General features: G+C 38.7%; 14 protein-coding genes. 3 read left to right on the top strand and 11 right to left on the bottom strand.

Features of this window, described 5'->3' with window-relative positions; all coding sequences use genetic code 11:
- Nucleotides 1–8 precede the first annotated feature (8 nt).
- Together CGC63_RS02845 and CGC63_RS02840 are read right to left on the bottom strand one after the other, a co-directional pair.
- Nucleotides 9–692 (bottom strand): response regulator transcription factor, encoded by a 684-nt coding sequence (locus CGC63_RS02845; protein WP_009247129.1) that lies wholly within the window; start codon nt 690–692, stop codon nt 9–11.
- Between the two features lie 82 nt (nt 693–774).
- Nucleotides 775–2,094, bottom strand: coding sequence for a C40 family peptidase (locus CGC63_RS02840; protein WP_004221002.1), 1,320 nt, complete (start codon nt 2,092–2,094; stop codon nt 775–777).
- A 266-nt stretch (nt 2,095–2,360) separates the two neighbouring features.
- On the opposite strand from CGC63_RS02840, the gene CGC63_RS02835 reads away from it, so the two are divergent.
- The gene (locus CGC63_RS02835) at nt 2,361–2,765 is read left to right on the top strand and encodes a phosphate-starvation-inducible PsiE family protein (protein ID WP_004221004.1); all 405 of its coding nucleotides are present in this window, start codon (nt 2,361–2,363) and stop codon (nt 2,763–2,765) included.
- 154 nt (nt 2,766–2,919) lie between these two features.
- Here the strand turns inward: CGC63_RS02835 and CGC63_RS02830 are convergent, their stop codons facing one another.
- From CGC63_RS02830 to CGC63_RS02810, 5 genes are all read right to left on the bottom strand, one after another.
- Nucleotides 2,920–4,188, bottom strand: coding sequence for a M18 family aminopeptidase (locus CGC63_RS02830; protein WP_004221006.1), 1,269 nt, complete (start codon nt 4,186–4,188; stop codon nt 2,920–2,922).
- A gap of 62 nt (nt 4,189–4,250) precedes the next feature.
- Nucleotides 4,251–5,660 (bottom strand): APC family permease, encoded by a 1,410-nt coding sequence (locus CGC63_RS02825; RefSeq protein WP_004221007.1) that lies wholly within the window; start codon nt 5,658–5,660, stop codon nt 4,251–4,253.
- 71 nt (nt 5,661–5,731) lie between these two features.
- Entirely contained in the window at nt 5,732–8,017 is a 2,286-nt protein-coding gene (locus CGC63_RS02820; RefSeq protein ID WP_004221008.1) for a xanthine dehydrogenase family protein molybdopterin-binding subunit, read from the bottom strand.
- Nucleotides 8,014–8,484, bottom strand: a complete 471-nt coding sequence (locus CGC63_RS02815) for a (2Fe-2S)-binding protein (RefSeq protein WP_004221009.1) — start codon at nt 8,482–8,484, stop codon at nt 8,014–8,016. The genes CGC63_RS02820 and CGC63_RS02815 overlap by 4 nt, the downstream gene beginning before the upstream one ends.
- Nucleotides 8,474–9,292 (bottom strand): FAD binding domain-containing protein, encoded by an 819-nt coding sequence (locus CGC63_RS02810; RefSeq protein ID WP_040351066.1) that lies wholly within the window; start codon nt 9,290–9,292, stop codon nt 8,474–8,476. Before CGC63_RS02810 ends, CGC63_RS02815 begins: the two co-directional genes overlap by 11 nt.
- Before the next feature lie 170 nt (nt 9,293–9,462).
- On the opposite strand from CGC63_RS02810, the gene CGC63_RS02805 reads away from it, so the two are divergent.
- Together CGC63_RS02805 and CGC63_RS02800 are read left to right on the top strand one after the other, a co-directional pair.
- Entirely contained in the window at nt 9,463–10,830 is a 1,368-nt protein-coding gene (locus tag CGC63_RS02805) for an MATE family efflux transporter (RefSeq protein WP_040351023.1), read from the top strand.
- A 17-nt stretch (nt 10,831–10,847) separates the two neighbouring features.
- On the top strand, nt 10,848–11,624 hold the full coding sequence (locus tag CGC63_RS02800; RefSeq protein ID WP_004221025.1) for an SH3 domain-containing protein: 777 nt from the start codon (nt 10,848–10,850) through the stop codon (nt 11,622–11,624).
- A 94-nt stretch (nt 11,625–11,718) separates the two neighbouring features.
- Here the strand turns inward: CGC63_RS02800 and CGC63_RS02795 are convergent, their stop codons facing one another.
- Genes CGC63_RS02795 through CGC63_RS02780 form a run of 4 tightly spaced genes read right to left on the bottom strand, consistent with a single transcriptional unit; the run spans nt 11,719 to nt 15,125 of the window.
- Nucleotides 11,719–12,378 (bottom strand): ATP-binding cassette domain-containing protein, encoded by a 660-nt coding sequence (locus tag CGC63_RS02795; protein WP_004221029.1) that lies wholly within the window; start codon nt 12,376–12,378, stop codon nt 11,719–11,721.
- Nucleotides 12,357–13,241 (bottom strand): hypothetical protein, encoded by an 885-nt coding sequence (locus CGC63_RS02790; protein ID WP_004221031.1) that lies wholly within the window; start codon nt 13,239–13,241, stop codon nt 12,357–12,359. Before CGC63_RS02790 ends, CGC63_RS02795 begins: the two co-directional genes overlap by 22 nt.
- On the bottom strand, nt 13,225–14,019 hold the full coding sequence (locus tag CGC63_RS02785) for a hypothetical protein (RefSeq protein WP_004221032.1): 795 nt from the start codon (nt 14,017–14,019) through the stop codon (nt 13,225–13,227). The genes CGC63_RS02790 and CGC63_RS02785 overlap by 17 nt, the downstream gene beginning before the upstream one ends.
- Nucleotides 14,016–15,125 (bottom strand): DUF6034 family protein, encoded by a 1,110-nt coding sequence (locus CGC63_RS02780; RefSeq protein ID WP_040351024.1) that lies wholly within the window; start codon nt 15,123–15,125, stop codon nt 14,016–14,018. Before CGC63_RS02780 ends, CGC63_RS02785 begins: the two co-directional genes overlap by 4 nt.
- Between the last annotated feature and the right edge of the window lie 254 nt (nt 15,126–15,379).

Raw genomic sequence — 15,379 nt, 5'->3', positions numbered from 1 at the left:
ATAATTCTTTACTGTTGTAAGCGATATCCAATTCCCCATACTGTTTCAATATATTCTTCCTTTGTAACTTCTTTTATCTTTTTCCGAATATTGCTGATGTGCACATCTAAAGTTTTTGTTTCTCCCATATATGGCTCTTCCCAAGCATATTCAAAGATATCTTCCTTGCTGAATACCTGTTTCGGATGCTTTAACAACAGTTCTAATATAGAAAATTCCTGCTTTGTAATTTTCCCCATCAGTTGTCCCTCTACTTTTATCTGAAATTTTTCTCTGTCCAGCACCATTTGTTTATGAGAAAGCACGTTGCTGTTTCCCTCTTGAACACTGCGGCGAAGCTGCACCTGAACCCTTGCCAATACCTCCTGTATTTCAAAAGGCTTTGTAATATAATCATCCGCTCCCGCAATTAAAAGGTTTACCTTATCGTCAAGTGTGTCCTTTGCCGTCAAAATAATTACTGCGCTGTTTCCCTGCTCTTTTATAAATTCCAAAACTTCCTCTCCCGATATGCCCGGCAGCATTAAATCTAACAATATCAATGCAAAATTTTCCATCTTCAGCAGCATTTTTGCTTCCGTTCCGGAAAACGCCTGTGTGGCAGTGTATCCCTGCTTCTTTAGAGCTGTAAAAAGCAGATTATTAATATCTGTATCATCTTCTACAATTAAGATTTTCTTTTCTTCTTTCATCACTTTTCTCCTAAAATTTACCATACAGAAAAGGAGAAATACCAAAAACGGTATTTCTCCCTAATATGTACTATGTAATTAATTACTGAACAATTCTTCTAACTGCAATGTAATCTCTGTATAATGCGTTTGCAGTATATTTAATACCACCCTTTGGATATGGAGCGCTGTTGGAAGCATGTACAATTCCGCCGTCTCCTGTAAGGATTGCCACATGTCCGGGATATACAATTAAATCTCCTGCACGATGCTGGGAATAATCAATTCTTACACCGGAGCTTGCCTGTGCACCACTTGTACGTGGAAGGCTGTATCCGAAGTGTCCGTAAATCTGCTGTGTAAATCCGGAGCAGTCAATACCATTTGTTAAGCTGTTTCCGCCGTATACATAAGGATTTCCGATAAACTGTTTTGCATAGGCTACAACTGCTGCACCTGTTGAACCATTATAAGATGGTGTGGATGGTTTCTCTGTTTCTGGTTTAGATGATGGTTTCTGGCTCTCTGGCTTTGAGTTTCCTCCACCATTGCTCGGCTTATTACTGCTTGGTTTATTATTATTTGTATTACTACTGTTATTATTTGATGGTTTATTACTATTGCTGTTATTGTTACTACTGTTATTATTATTCTGCTGAGCCTGCTGCTGTTTTTCCTGTTCTTTTCTTGCCGCTTCTTCCTGTGCCTGAATTTGTTCAAGCTCTGCTGTCTGCTGTGCAATCAGGTTTTTATACTGTTCAGCCTGTGCTTTTACATTTGCAATCTGTGCTTCATAGTCAGTTGCATTTGCTTTTAAGTCGTCAATCTTAGTCTGAAGAGCGCCTTTCATGCCTTCCTGTTCTTCTTTGGCAGTTTCTAATTCAGATTTTTCATTTTCTAATTTTGTTTCTAAATCTTTAACTTCCTGAACAGCTTCTTTCATTTCTTTCAGCTCTGCTCTGTCATAAGCATACATCTTTTCTGTGTTTTCCACTTTGGATAACATAGATGCAATACTATCAGACTCTAATAAAATCTGTGCCCAAGCATCGCTTCCGCCATTTTCGTACATGTACTGAATTCTTTTCTTCATTGCTTCGTACTGTTCGTCTCTTTCCTGCTCTGCCTGTACAAGATCTTCTTTTGTTTTTTCAATTTCTGCTTCTTTATCTGTAATTTCTCCGGCAAGAATATCAATCTGAGAAAGAACGTCTACTAATTCCTGTTCAGAGGAACTAATCTGTCCCATAATAGCGCCCTTCTGCTCTTCAAGACTATTTGCTCTTGCTTCTGCTTCTGAAAGTTTATTCTGAGTTTCTGATTTCTGAGCCTGTACATCATCTTTTCTTGCAGCGGAAACTGGAAGAATTTGTGTAGCTGCCATAGCAAAAATCAATGACAGACATGCTAATCTTTTTTTCATATTTCTATGTACCTCTCCAATAACAATTTTATACTTACTTTTTTAATATCTGTAACATTTCTGAAACATTTTTCAAACTTCCTGTATATAATAGCATAATTTTTTTTCCTTGGCAAGTGTGAAGTTGGGATTTTTTAAATTTGTATTACAAATTATTTCCCGTTTTTTCAATCTTTTCTTCGGTTTTTCGGGGATTTATGATATGATAAAACCATGGAATTGTTACAAATTTTTAAAGAACAAAATTACGATATGAAAGGAGAACCATGAAACGAAAACTAAATGAAATTATCTATACCATATCCAGATACACGGAAATCGTTTTATCTGCGGTAATGCTTCTGGTAATTATTACATTAATTATTCCCATGCTTTATAATTTTATCCGTATTCCGCTTTTGGATATCAGTCCGGAACAATTTACCGAATTTTTGGGAAATGCGCTGACACTTCTCATTGGCGTAGAATTCGTAAAGATGCTGGCAAAGCATACGGCTGAAAATCTTCTGGAGGTTTTAATGTTTGCCATTGCAAGGCAAATGGTAGTCGAACACCTTAATATGGTAGAAACACTTATCGGCGTTGTCGCTATTGCCGTTATCTTTGCAATTCGTAAATATTTGCTTTTAAAAGCTCCGGAAAATAAGGAAAAAACTTACGATAAACTTTAGAAAGAGCTGTCACATTAAGAGCAATCAGAGATATCTATACATTTTTAGCGAATTTGTCGAGCACGCTTTGAGATTACAAGCTCAAAGTGAGCGCAGACTGAGCGCAAAATGTATAGATATTCTCGATGCGACTTAAAATGACAGCTTCTTTACATTAACAGAATAATTTTGTTGCCGCTTTAATCAGATACTCGGTATCTTTTACTCCCACTGTTTCATAAGGAGAGTGCATTGCAAGCTGTGGAAGTCCGATATCCACTGCATTTAAAGCAACCTTTGTGTTGGAAATATTTCCAAGTGTAGAGCCGCCTAAAATATCAGAGCGATTTGTAAATGTCTGGAAAGGTACTTCCGCTTCATTACATAAATCTTTAAACATTGCTGCTGAAACACCGTCTGTACAATATTTCTGATTTGCGCTGTGCTTAATTACAATTCCTTCATTTAAGTATGGGCGATTTACAGGGTCTGCCTTTTCTGTATAGTTTGGATGAACTGCATGAGCATTGTCAGCAGAAACCATAAAGCTGTTGGCAAGATATCTTAAATAATCTTCATAATCCTGTCCCAGAGCCTGATTTGCACGAACCAGCACATCATATAAGAAAGTAGACGCCGCACCCTGTTTTGTACCGCTTCCCACTTCTTCATTGTCAAGTACACAATGTACTGCAATGTATTCTTTCTTTTCTCCTGCCAGAAAACCTTTCAAGGATGAAAATGCACACTGCAAATCATCTAATCTTCCGATAGAAACATATTCTTCATTTGCTCCCCACACAGAACCTTTTTCTCTGTTGTAGAGGAATAAGTCATGGCCTAAGATATTTTCTTCTTTTACATCTGCTGCTTCGGCAATAGTTTTCATGAAGGTATCTTTTGCAGCAATATCACCGAATAACGGAAGTAAATCCTTCTGTGCATTGTATTTGTATCCGTCATTTACTTCTCTGTTCATGTGAATGGCAAGATTTGGAATCATCAGTAAATCTCTGTCTACGTCAACCAGCTTTGTCACCAGCTTTCCGTCTTCTTTGACAATTACACGGCCTGCTACGGAAAGCGGACGGTCAAACCAAGGAGCACAAATCATACCGCCGTAACGCTCTACGTTTAATTTCACGTATTTGTTGTCCACTGTCATTTCCGGATTTTCTTTAATTTTAAAGCATGGAGAGTCGCTGTGACTTGCCATAATGCGGAAGCCTTTTGCTTCTCCTTCCGGTACGGAAAATGCAATCAGAGAGGAGTCGTTTCTTGTCACATAATAATTTCCGCCCTTTTTAATTTCCCATTTATCAGCTTCTTTTAATTCTGTATAACCTTCTTTTTCCAGCATTTCTTTCATGGAAGCCACTGCATGAAAACAAGTTGGGCTGTTTTCGATAAACTGAATAAGTTCTTTTGCTGTTTCCTGATACATATTTTTCCTCCTTATCTTATATACAGAGTGCCCGTACTCCTCAGAGCCGGGCACTGTTGTTCTTATTTGTTTTTAGAACGTTTTGCAATAATTGGCATGATAAATCCAAGTCCGATTAATACGAATGGAGTTACAATGTTCATTACTAACTGGAATGGATCTTCTGAGTAAATGCCACCGATGCAGGCAAATGCTGTGAATGCAAAGCACCATACACCAAAGATAATACCAACAGTTTTATTTTTAACAAAACGATATTCTGCATGGAATTTGTCTCCTGCTTTCTTCAATGCAATATATGCAACGAATACCCAAAGGTAACGCAGAGGCATACATACAGAGTTTACTTTTACAAGCCATTTTACTAATACGTCTACACTTTCAATACCAAATGCAGGAACGATAATCAGTAAAGATACGATAACCATAACTAATTTATGTCCATTTGTATAAGTGCCGTGTTTATTCTGTTTAAACATAGCTTTTGGAATATAGTTATCATCTGCACTGTCTAAGAGCATACGCAGAGGCGCATCAATAGACAGAATTAAAACTGCAAACTGTCCGATTAAATTTGTCAGAGCATAAACTACTACGAAGAAATCACCCACATGGTAATATTCACCTAATTTCTGGAATGCATAGTAAGCACCGTTTGTCATAAGGTCCGGTGGGATATTGTTGGAGTCAAACATCATTCCTAATGAGATTGTTCCCAATACCGCACATACAGTAACCATGATGGCAAGTGTAATCATACCTCTTGAGAAGTCCTTTGCAGGATTTTTCATCTTATTTACATAAGGTGAAATCTTTTCACATCCGCCTACAGCAAATACCAGAATAGACAGGTTCAAGAAGAACTTACTGTCAAATGTAGGCATGAAGGTTTCTACTGACCATTCAATGTCCATTACGTCTGCTCCTGTAATTGCAGGTGCAGCAATCATCATAATGATGAAAAGAATAGACATGATAAACATTGTAGAGCCTGCAAGAGATGTCAGTTTGTTTAAAACGCCAATTCCCTTAGATGCAACCCACACAGCAAACAGGAATAATGCAAGACAGATAACTGCCATTAACTTTACATCCATCTGACTGATACGTGCATCTCTGAAGATTGCCCAGCTTGTTGCAATAACTGCGCCGTTTGGCTTCTGTGAAATATATGGCATATGCACAATCCAGTAGGTCCATCCTGCCAGATAAGCCATTCTAGGTCCGATTGTTTCCAAAATCCAGGAGCTTACACCGCCGCCTGCTTCTTTGAAAGCACTCCCCATTTCACCAACCATTAACGCATATGGTACAAAATAAATGGCAAAAATTAATGCCCATGAAACAATTGCTTTTAATCCGCCGTATTCAGAAAAGCCGTTAATAACATTTCCAAATCCCCATACTGTTGAAAAGGCCATAAAAGCAAGGCTGTACCACATGATTTTCTTTTCGCTTTTGTGGTTATTCATCACTTCTTCTCCTTGTTTCTAATAATTTTTTAGCGATTTCTCATTATACCTTTAAAAGCGTCAAATTTTTGTCAAATTTTATTTTCTAATAATCCCATGGCTATTTTCTCAGGAGTAATGGGCGTTTCTTTTATGCGGAGTCCCACAGCATTGTAAACTGCATTGGCAATAGCCGGACACGGAGTATTGATAACGATTTCTCCTATGGATTTTGCCCCGAACGGATGTGATTTTTCATAGCTTGGAGCAAATTCCACACGAATTTTCTTTACATCCTGTCGACATGGAATTTTATACTGCATAAAGGAATTATTTCGCATCTGTCCTTTTTCGTTATACTGGATATCTTCGTATAAAGCCATTCCAATCCCCTGTGCAAGACCGCCCTCTGTCTGTACTCTGGCAAGATTTGGATTGACAGGTGTTCCGCAGTCTACCACTGCCACGTAGTCTACCACTTCAATGCTTCCTGTCTCTTTATCAATCTCCACCTCTGCCATACCTGCCATAAACGGCGGCGGAGAAATTTTGGAGGAGCGGTTGACTGTTACATGAAGGGACTGATTATTTCCGCAAGTTCCTTTTACCGCAATCTCCTCTTTGGAAACTTCTCTTTCTCCATCCAGCGTATAAACTCTCTGTCCGTCAAATTCTGTTTCCTGTACGGGAACGCCTAAAATCTCTGCTCCGATTTCCTTGATTTTCTCACGAAGCTCTTTGCAGGCGTCTGCCACTGCCATTCCTGTAACATAGGTGGTTGCAGAAGCATAGGAGCCGGAGTCGTAAGGAGAAATATCTGTATCAACACCGAATACCACGATATTTTCCAGCTTTGTCTCTAAAATATCAGCCGCCATCTGTGCCAGAATGGTATCGCAGCCTGTTCCCATGTCCGTAGCTCCAAGGCTTAAGGTATAGGAAGCATCCTCTCCCAGCTTAATGGTTGCACCGCCTACGTCAACGCCTGCAATGGCTGAACCCTGCATAGCAAGAGCCGCCCCTACGCCACGGATTTTTCCGTCTTTTGTCTCATAGCAGGGATATTTTTTGTCCCAGCCTATCATCTCTTTTGCTTTTTCAATACATTTATCCAAGGTACAGCTTGTAACCACAGGACTTCCGTCATATCCTACAAAAGCGTCTCCTTCTCTTGACACGTTTAACTCTCGAAAAGCAATGGGGTTCATGCCAATTTTTTCTGCCAGCTCGTCAATGGCTGACTCTACCGCAAAAATCCCCTGTGTTGCACCGTATCCACGATACGCTCCTGCTGACATGTGATTTGTATATACTACATCATAAGTAAAGCGATATGCCTGTGTATTTCGGTACAGGCCCAGCGGTTTATGAGCGGATAAACCTACGGTTGTAGGTCCATGCTCTCCGTAAGCTCCTGTATTGGAAAGCGTATAAATGTCAATGGCTCTTAACAAGCCCTTTTCATCTGCTCCCAAACGCACTTTCACTTCCATCTCATGACGGGGAGAGGAACAAATCTGAGACTCATAGCGGGAGAAAATCATTTTAGCCGGCTTTCCTGTTTTTAAGGTCACAATCGCCGGATATACCTCTGCCACAGAAGTCTGCTTTGCTCCAAATCCTCCTCCGATACGTGGTTTTATTACTCTTACCTTAGATGCGCCGATACCCAGCGCTCTTCCTAAAATTCTTCTTATATGGAAAGGAACCTGTGTGGACGCCACGACATTCAATCTGCCAAAATGATCCAAATACGTATAGGCACGGAAGGTTTCCATCATCGCCTGCTGATTTGCTTTTGTATGATACGTTCCCTCTACCACATATTTACATTCCTTTAAAAGAGCTTCCACATCGCCTTTGCTTTCCACACCGGATGCACAGAGATTGCGGTGATTGTCTGCACCCACAGGAACCTTTGCCTCCCAGTTTTCTTCCGGATGTATGAGAATTTCGCAGTCCTTTGCTTTATGGAAATCCAATACAGGCTCTAAAATCTCATATTTTACTTTGATGAGTTTTAAAGCCTTGTCCACAGCTTTCTCGTTTTCCCCTGCTACAATGGCTACGGCATCTCCCACAAATCTTAAATGCTTATCCAAAATCAAACGGTCATAAGGACTTAATTCAGGATAAGTCTGTCCCGCCATGGTAAAACGCTCTTGAGGTACGTCCTCATAAGTGAGAATACAGGCAATTCCCGGAACTTTCTTGGCTGTATCTGTTTTTATTTCTTCTATCATGGCATGTGCGTGAGGGCTTCGCAACACCTTGACAATCAGACAATCCGCCGGAGCGATATCATCTGTATAAACCGGCTGCCCCGTAACCAACGCCTTTGCATCTTTTTTCTGTACAGATTGATTTACATAACTCATGCTTCTTTTTTGCCCCCTTTCTTATATTTCAAAAATTTCAAAATACTTCTGGTCTGTCCCACAAATCCGGAACAGCGACAGAGATTTCCTGCCAGATATTCCAAAATTTCTTCTTCTGTTGGCTCTTCGATTTCTTCCAACATGGCAAATACATTCATAATAAAGCCAGGATTGCAAAATCCGCACTGCTCTGCGCCTTCATTTGCAAGAAAATCTCCGAATTCTTCGGCTTCCTTCTGCATTCCCTCTAAAGTAACAATTTCCTGTCCGTCTGCCTGTACCGCCAATACGGAGCAGGAAAGCACAGACTTTTTATTCATCAAAACCGTACATAAGCCGCAGTTTGCTGTCTCACAACCTCTTTTTACACTGTAACAGCCCTGTTCTCTTAAAAAATCCAAAAGTATGGTATCTGCCTCTGCTTCTGCCTTTATTTCTTTTCCGTTTAGCTTAAATTTAATTTCCATTTTCCCCTCCTGCTTTTAACAGCGCTCTTTTTACCAAAACCTGAACAAGAAGACTTCTGTATTCCTTGGAAGCTCTCATATTTCCTGCTGTTCTCACCTGCTCTTTTGCAAAAAGGGCAAAGTCGCAGGCTGCCTTTTCTTTTTCTGAAGCTTCCATACTCAGAAATCCTTTTAAAATATTTTCCTTATCCTCCACCAGTTTTGCTCTGAAAGGGCAAGCTCCCACTGCCACTTTTACATTTCCGTCTTCCTCTATGGAAACTGCACAGGTCAGTACAGGAAAATCGGTACTGCTGTTCCTCTGGCTGATATATGCCATGCGAGCAGGCTTTTTCTTTACAATCAAACGCACCAAAATATCTCTGTCCGGCTTTTCTGCTGCAAATTCTTTTAAAGAGATACGGCCTCTTTTGTAAAGCTCCACTTCTGTATCCATTGCCAAAAACATGGTGAGCACATCGGAAAATCCGTATCTGCCGAAAATACTTCCTCCTACGGTAGCACGATTTCGAAACTGTACCCCTACAATATGGCGAAGACTTTCCTTCATTGCACCGTTTGTATACGCTGCCAGCCCTTTATGTACTTCCAGCTCTCTTAAAGAAGTCATTGCCCCGATTTGAAATTCCTCTTCTGTTTCTTTAATTTCATTCAGTCCCAGCTTTGATAAATCAATGGCTGTTCCTACATTTCTGTTTCCCATTTTCAGCCATAACATTCCTCCTAAAATACAGGAGGACTTTTTCTGGTTCAGCTCATACGCTTCTTCCAGACTCTCAGGTCTTACATAATTTTTAATCTTTAACATGTCTGCTCCTTCATCATAATAAAAAGCACTGCCTGCGCAGTGCTCCCCTTGTTGTGTTCCCATGAATTTAGTATAACACAGGCTTTTTATGAGAAGCAAGCTTTTTCTCTTTTCTTTTTCTCTAATTCGTATTAAAATCAAGGTACAGATAACCATGAAGGAGAAGAGAAATGAAACATCAAACAGACTTAGGAAAAGACCGAATTCCCATTCTGGTTCTAAAACTGGCAATTCCATCTATGATTGCACAATTTGTTACTGTTCTATACAGTATCATTGACCGAATGTTTATCGGAAACATCAAAGAAATCGGAGATGCAGCCCTTGCCGGCGTAGGTGTGTGCGGTCCTATTGTTACACTTTTGACCTCTTTTGGTACACTTATTGGTTTAGGTGGTTCCATTTTAATGTCCATGCGTATGGGCGCCGGAAGGAAAAAGCAGGCAGAATCTATTCTAGCCCACAGCTTTGCTATGCTGGTTCTTTTTTCTGCCGTACTGACTATATTATTTCTAGTAAGTAAAAAATATCTGCTGAACTGGTTTGGCGCAAGCTCTGTAACCTTCCCCTATGCAAATACTTATCTTACCATTTATACTGCCGGAACGTTTTTTGCCCTTATGGCTATCGGGCTAAATTATTTTATTACCTGTCAGGGATTTCCTGCTATAGGAATGCTTACCGTTTTAATCGGCGCTGTTACCAATATTGTACTGGACCCTATCTTCATTTTCTTACTGGATATGAAGGTTGCCGGAGCTGCTATTGCCACTGTTATCGCACAATTTGCATCTTGCACTTTTGCCTTTTTGTTTTTAATTGGCAAAAAAGTACCCATTAAAATTACATTGCTGAAAAAGCAATCGTTTTCACCTGTGATTGTGCAAAAAATTTTAATACTGGGAATTTCTCCTTTTCTGATACTTTCCACCGATAGTGTCATTATCATTGTCATGAACTCTGTTCTGCAAAAATTCGGAGGCCCTTCAGAAGGAGATATTTTAATCACCTGTGCAACCATTGTTCAAAGCTTTATGATGCTGATTACCGGCCCTATGCTGGGAATTTCCAGTGGTACACAGGCAATCCTGAGTTATAATTACGGAGCAAAAGAAATTAAACGAGTAAAAAAAGCAGAAAAATATATTTTAATTCTCTGCCTTTGCTTTACTACCTTAATGTTTATACTTTCCCGTATTGTACCTCAGTATTTCATCCACATTTTCACAAAAGACCCTCTACAGCTTGAGCTCTGTACATGGGGAATTGGAGTATTCACTTTAATGATTATTCCACTTAGTTTTCAATATGTATTTGTGGATGGTTTAACAGCTCTTGGAAGAAGCAAGACAGCTTTATTCCTTTCTCTTGCCAGAAAGGGAGATTATATGCTTTTCACCATCCTTCTTCCTATTTTCTTCGGCGCACGAAGTGCTTTCTATGCACAGCCTATTGCAGATGGAATTGCCGCTTTTATGGCAACAGCAGGCTTTCTTCTGGTATTTAACAAACACTTAGAAAAACGCGCAAATTCATAACACAGGAGGTATTGTTTATGAAAAAATTTTTACTTGTATTACTTGCATCAGTAACTGCCCTGTCTTTCGCAGGATGTACAAAAGAGGAGAACTCTCAAGAAGCTGAAGAAGCCGAACTTGACGCAGTATCTTCTTCTTTGAGCGGAACTTTAATCACCTATACCGGCACAGAAATATCTATTGAGACTTCTGAAGGTAAAAAATTATCCTTCGATAACTGCGAAAAAGCACAGCTTGATTTAGAAAACGGAATTATTCCCGGAAATGAAGTAACACTTATGTATGTAGGTGCCATTGAAGATACCGATACCAGTAAAGTAAAAATAAGAAAAATCACTACCACCGACGACAATTCCAGTGTTCTGGCTCTGGCAGAAAAAGCAGAAGAAAGTATTCCTAACAGTACCGGCTCTCCTGTCATCTTAGAAGAAGACGACAAAGAGGACGATGTCGATGAAAAACCGGAAGATAAAAAGCAAGAAGATGAGAAACAGGAAGATAAACAAGAAAAGCCTGATGAAAAAGTCCCTCCAAAAGAAAATGATAAAAAAGACGACAAGGAAGATGACAAGAAAGACGATACAGATGACAGCGAATTTCCTGTTGGTGGCTCCAGAGAAACTACCATCGCAAGCAGTGTATATGTTCGCTCCGAACCAAAAAGCGGTTCTGAAGTCCTTGGAACTTTACATACGGATGCGGCCGTAACGATTACTAACATAGACGGAAGCGGCTGGTATGAAGTCGATTTCGAAGGACAGAAAGGATATATCTGGAAAGATTATGTAAACTAAAAAAGTAAGAACCTCTCACAGAACATCAGGCATGAAAAATGCGGATTTCTATGAGAGGTTCTTACTTTCAAGATTTAGAGTCTAAAAACCGATATTAGCCGACTGCCCCTTGTTTTTTTGTAAGTATACCATCTTCCATTTCGTAAACTTCATCACACAATACTTCTATATCTTCATGATTATGACTTGTCAAAAGAATTAATTTCCCCTCCGATTTCATCTGTAAAAACAGTTCCCTCATTTCCTGCACTCCGTTCTTATCTAAGCCGTTCATTGGCTCGTCTAAAATCAGAATATCCGGTTTTTCCATAATCGCCTGTGCTATCCCTAAACGTTGGCGCATTCCGAGAGAATATTTACCTACATGTTTTTTATCCGCTGAATCTAAACCAACCAATGACATAGACTCTTTAATTCCTTCATCATCTATATTTTTCTGTATAGAAGCCAAATATTTCAAATTTTTATATCCGGAATAATTCATCAGAAATCCCGGTGTTTCAATAATAAACCCCAGTTTCTGAGGAAAATCAATATCTTGTCCGACAATTTTATTATTCACAGAAACAGTACCTGCTGTTGGTCTCAAAAAACCACAAATACATTTCAATAAAATCGTTTTTCCCGAACCATTTCTTCCAATAATTCCATAAATATTTCCTTTAGAAAATTTTACATTTACATTCTTTAATACCGACTGATTTTTAAATCGCTTATCAAGATTTTCTACTACTATCGTTGCTTCTGTATCCATTTTACCTCCAACTTCTGTAACCGGTTTTCTGCCTTTTCTTTATAATTTACTAAAATACTTAAAACGCTCAAAACAAGAATGCCTATTATAAAAAATGCAATTCCATACTGAAATGTAATATGATACTTTAGATTACTTCCTGCATAAGCATTTATTTGCGCCAACGTAATCGGAGAAAAACGATTTGCCCACGGCATCCAGTCATTTGAAATACAAATATCAAGCAATACAAAAAAAGCTCCGACACAAGTTCCCACTGTTTTCCCTGTCAATTTATTCAAGAAGTATATCATTAATCCTAACCAGCTTACACAGCACCATTCCAGCAATACACTTACAGCCAAAGCAAATATAGGACTATAATTACTAATCATATATTCTGTTACAGAAAACAAAAGTCCGAACTGTACTCCTGCATCTGTTTTCGCCAATGTTCCCCAAATTTTTCCCCATTCACTTCCAATTTCCCCATGACCGATTAACGGCAATATAGACATCAAAAGCAAAAACATAACATAAAGAAACGAAGCGCTGACAATGTAAATCACCTGCCCCAATGCCCATGACCGTTTACCTGCACGTGGCAGCATATAAAAATACCCCTCATCTTCAAAAGGAGCATTGCAAAAAAGAATGACTGCTCCTGCCATCATGACAAGCTGACAAACATAATCGTTAACCAAATGCGGAAATGAATACGGCGTTATCCCTATTTTAACAAAGTCACTAAATTCTAATACCGCCTGTAAGTTTTGCATAATAAAACAAGCAATAATAAGCAAAACTGTTAAAATCCGTATTGATGAAATTGTCTTTCTTAAATTATAGACAGAAATGCGAAGCGCTCTAATAAAGTCTTCCATCTTCCAGCCTCCTTAATACCGTTTTTTGAAAGAAAATCCCAAGAAAAATTACAATTACCGATACAACAACTATACAAATCCAAACGGTAAATACACTGGAGCGAATAATCATGTTGCCTGTCAATAATTTATCTAAACGATACTGGTCTGGGACATGAAAAATACGATATGCCTGAACCGCAAGAAAGCTGACAAAATATGGTGATACAAGCACTACTAAAGGATCGGATATATAGATGGAAACGCACAACGCAATACTGGCACACAACATACCTCTTAAAAATCCTGAAACAATTTCTATAAATGCGTATTCTACCGGATGATATACGGCTATCCATACATGAAATCGGTCTGAAACAAAGGGATCTTGATACACAGAATCTGCCATTGGGAATGCTGATGACAGAAATAAAATCAATATTCCCGTAGCCGCTGCAACCACAAGACCGCCACACAAGGCATTAACTATATATTTTGCGATACAATATCTTTTTTTCCCTTCTCTGGAGACAATAAGATAAAGCGCATGTTCATTGTAGTCTTTACAAAAGGCGGCAGCAAACGGCAACGCCGCAAATATAGGCAAAAAATAAGTACGGCAGGCTCCTCCAAATGCCGAATTCCAAAAGAAATAGTGGACACTTCCATTATGAGTTGCGAATGCTCTCAGCAAATCATTCCATGAATCAAAGCATATCGAAAAACAAATCCCTAAAATACTTATAATCCATCCAATATTGATTGCCCGCTTCATTTCTGCTGCAAATACTTTCCTCACGATATTTCTTCCCCCGTAAACGCATGAAATCGAAGTGCATAGTCCACTTTCTCACCATTGATATCAAATACGCAGCACCACACCGGAATTAATTCCACTTCTTCAAAAGAGTCTTCTTTTATTTTTGGAAAATACTCCAACCAAATTTTTGATAGATTATATTCTTGAGATAAGATAACATCTCCGAATTTTTTGACTAATGCCTTTTCTATTTCATCGAACTGAATAACTTCCTTATTTTCTGATTGTTTCTCTAATTCACTCAATATCCCCTGCAAATTTATTTCGCATATACCGGAATTTGAAAATAAAACTGTGGCTTCCACGGGCCAAGCAAGCTCTCCTCGCTCCATACCTCCTGTCATTCGAATATCCGGATCTTCTGCTCCTAAAATCGGCAGTCCGTCAAAACTAAATGTATATTTTATAAAATAGAGTTCATCCTCTGTATCAAATGTACGCTCTTGAAATTTACCTGACTCATAAAAGCCTCCTAAATGTTCATCAGCCTTCATCATATCCTGTATGCCGGACATATCCTCTTTTTTCAATGCAAAAACTTTTTTCTCTCCAAAATCCACCCCTAAATCCAACTCGAATAAAAATGCTTCCACATTCTGTACAGCCTGTTCTGCTGTCATAAACGCCAAATCCTTTTCTTCCAGAAGGTTCTCTTCTTCGCCGTAAAAAGCAATATCTGACAAATATCTTATATCATCACTTTTGCGATACATAATTGACCCCGTTCCTAATGCCACGGTTTCATCTTGAAAAGTCATTGCTAATGATTTATCCTCATATTCTTCTATATAAATTTCCTCTTTACTGCTTTCCGGCCAAAAAAGAGAGGCAAGCTTTTCTTTATCAAATGTTTTAAGTTCGGTGCTATAAGTAGCAAATGTTTTTTCAGGAATTTCCATTTTTGTATTTGCAGTTACATGTTCTGTAATCGTACCTTTAATATCGACCTGTCCCGTCTCGTTGCTTTCTTCTATGCTTATTTTCTTATCTGTCGTTTCTGACATGTTTTCTTTATTTTCATTTGCAGAGCACCCTACCATACTCAAACAAAGCAAAACAGTAACGAAACATACTCGCTTTTTCATGATTTTTCATCCTCTCTCTACTAAATTAAAATTATAAAACCAGCACCCATTTCATTATCTATATTTTCATCACAATTTCAATCCTATTTGCATCAAACGACATTTACAGTTCTTTTTTGGTCAATTTATATATTTTGAACTCACCAGAGACTTTGTCGAAATACTTGTAAAGAGAAATGAAAAAAGGCATATAATAGACCAAAATCGTAGATAAATCGTCTTTTCATACATATTTTTTGCATTCGAAAAACCTA

It is taken from the genome of Blautia hansenii DSM 20583, assembly GCF_002222595.2.
In the GTDB taxonomy this organism is placed as follows: Bacteria; Bacillota; Clostridia; order Lachnospirales; family Lachnospiraceae; genus Blautia; species Blautia hansenii.
This window is presented reverse-complemented; position numbering and strand designations above follow the sequence as displayed.

What these genes read in the sequence shown, in the direction of transcription:
- CGC63_RS02845 (WP_009247129.1), bottom strand. Translation starts at nt 692, where the DNA reads ATGAAAGAAGAAAAGAAAATCTTAATTGTAGAAGATGATACAGATATT.
- CGC63_RS02840 (WP_004221002.1), bottom strand. Translation starts at nt 2,094, where the DNA reads ATGAAAAAAAGATTAGCATGTCTGTCATTGATTTTTGCTATGGCAGCT.
- CGC63_RS02835 (WP_004221004.1), top strand. Translation starts at nt 2,361, where the DNA reads ATGAAACGAAAACTAAATGAAATTATCTATACCATATCCAGATACACG.
- CGC63_RS02830 (WP_004221006.1), bottom strand. Translation starts at nt 4,188, where the DNA reads ATGTATCAGGAAACAGCAAAAGAACTTATTCAGTTTATCGAAAACAGC.
- CGC63_RS02825 (WP_004221007.1), bottom strand. Translation starts at nt 5,660, where the DNA reads ATGAATAACCACAAAAGCGAAAAGAAAATCATGTGGTACAGCCTTGCT.
- CGC63_RS02820 (WP_004221008.1), bottom strand. Translation starts at nt 8,017, where the DNA reads ATGAGTTATGTAAATCAATCTGTACAGAAAAAAGATGCAAAGGCGTTG.
- CGC63_RS02815 (WP_004221009.1), bottom strand. Translation starts at nt 8,484, where the DNA reads ATGGAAATTAAATTTAAGCTAAACGGAAAAGAAATAAAGGCAGAAGCA.
- CGC63_RS02810 (WP_040351066.1), bottom strand. Translation starts at nt 9,292, where the DNA reads ATGTTAAAGATTAAAAATTATGTAAGACCTGAGAGTCTGGAAGAAGCG.
- CGC63_RS02805 (WP_040351023.1), top strand. Translation starts at nt 9,463, where the DNA reads ATGAAACATCAAACAGACTTAGGAAAAGACCGAATTCCCATTCTGGTT.
- CGC63_RS02800 (WP_004221025.1), top strand. Translation starts at nt 10,848, where the DNA reads ATGAAAAAATTTTTACTTGTATTACTTGCATCAGTAACTGCCCTGTCT.
- CGC63_RS02795 (WP_004221029.1), bottom strand. Translation starts at nt 12,378, where the DNA reads ATGGATACAGAAGCAACGATAGTAGTAGAAAATCTTGATAAGCGATTT.
- CGC63_RS02790 (WP_004221031.1), bottom strand. Translation starts at nt 13,241, where the DNA reads ATGGAAGACTTTATTAGAGCGCTTCGCATTTCTGTCTATAATTTAAGA.
- CGC63_RS02780 (WP_040351024.1), bottom strand. Translation starts at nt 15,125, where the DNA reads ATGAAAAAGCGAGTATGTTTCGTTACTGTTTTGCTTTGTTTGAGTATG.